The 1365-nt window shown below is 65.2% G+C and carries 1 protein-coding gene; it reads right to left on the reverse strand.

Going from position 1 to position 1365, the window contains the following annotated elements:
- Positions 1 to 284 precede the first annotated feature (284 nt).
- Entirely contained in the window at positions 285 to 746 is a 462-nt protein-coding gene (locus VXC91_RS45660; RefSeq protein ID WP_329513222.1) for an RrF2 family transcriptional regulator, read from the reverse strand.
- Positions 747 to 1365: the final 619 nt, after the last annotated feature.

Below are 1365 nucleotides of genomic sequence, written 5' to 3' on the forward strand. Positions count from 1 at the left end.
CTCGCTTGTCACCTGCAGTTGCGATCGCGGCACGCCATGGGCGCGTGCCGCACGTACGGCGGCGGCGCTCCACACACCGGCAATCCCACCACCAACAATCAGGGGATTTTTCATCCAGATTCGCCTCCGCAAAGAACGCGCGGTCACGCCGCGCGGGAAGAATGATCAGTCGTGCCCAGCACCTGGCGAACATGTGCCGCCACGGCAGGAGCGAGCGCCTCAGCCTCGGCCTGCACATCGACGAGACTCTGCTCGGCCAGCGCCTTCTGCCAGGCCGATCCGGCTCACGCCATGGCAACCTTCACCATGCACGGCCGGGTGAAACTGACATCAGGGCATCGCTCCCCGACGGTGCCGCACCGACGGATCTCGGCGCCGTGGAAGAGGGGCTCATCCCCCTCGACAGCAAGCACAACATCCAGCACCGAAACCACCTCCAGGGGGCGGGCCAGCCGAAAGCCACCCCGCTCACCCGGCACGGACTCCAGCAGGCCGGCCCTGACAAGCTGCTTCTGCAGGTAAGACCCTGCTAGATCGTGACTGGCTGCCATCTGCGCGGTCGCCATGGGCTCCCCGCCCCCCAACCATGCCAGGTTGAGCAACGTATGCATCGCCCACTCGTCACCCCTGCCGTTCACGTAACCGGATACTAAGCATCCAGTTACCAATCCGTCAAAACGTCCATCCGATACCTGGCGAGGGGACACCCTGCTACAGCGACGCCGCCGGGCCAACCCTCGCATCATCAAGCGCAAAGTCGCCAGCTGGCCCCTCAAAAGTGCAGCCCACCAGGTTGCAGACCACCCACGCGCCCCAGCCGTCACTATCGGTCAATGCCACCGAACCCAAACGAGTCAAGCGGACAAAAACTCCCTGAGTACCGATATTGCGGCTAAAGAGGGGCATCCTCGGAGGAACAGTGAAGCCGAAAGGGTCGTCGGCTTCATGTCGCGGCCCGCGATGAACCCCGCCCTGCGGATACGGGGATCCGCAAGGCTCAAGGCGTTCCACCGCCGGCATGTGCCCTGCATCGTCCTGGGAAGCAGTCGAACCAAAGGCAAGGACACAGTCCCCTGCGATCGAGCGGGCCCCTGGACGAATCCACGGTGCCGACGGAATCAACGGAGCTCCCCTCCCCAACGCTTCGTCCGCGGGTGAGTCGCCGACGACCTTGCCACCCCTGCCTCCATCGCAGGCCGCGGCGATCCTGTGAGCCGCCCCAGGCACACACGAGGCGGGCCCACCCCAGCCGTCCACGAGAGAAAGGGGCCCGCTGACCAGCGTGCAGGGGGTGAACAAGCTCTGTCGGCTTTGCCGGGGGCCCTTGCCGCATTGGGTAGTACGGGCATATGCCCCTAACGGCCA

It is taken from the genome of Streptomyces chiangmaiensis (assembly GCF_036281785.1).
Classification (GTDB): Bacteria; Actinomycetota; Actinomycetes; order Streptomycetales; family Streptomycetaceae; genus Streptomyces; species Streptomyces chiangmaiensis.

Excerpts from the sequence above, each read along its gene's own strand:
- VXC91_RS45660 (WP_329513222.1), bottom strand. The coding sequence starts at position 746 with ATGATGCGAGGGTTGGCCCGGCGGCGTCGCTGTAGCAGGGTGTCCCCT.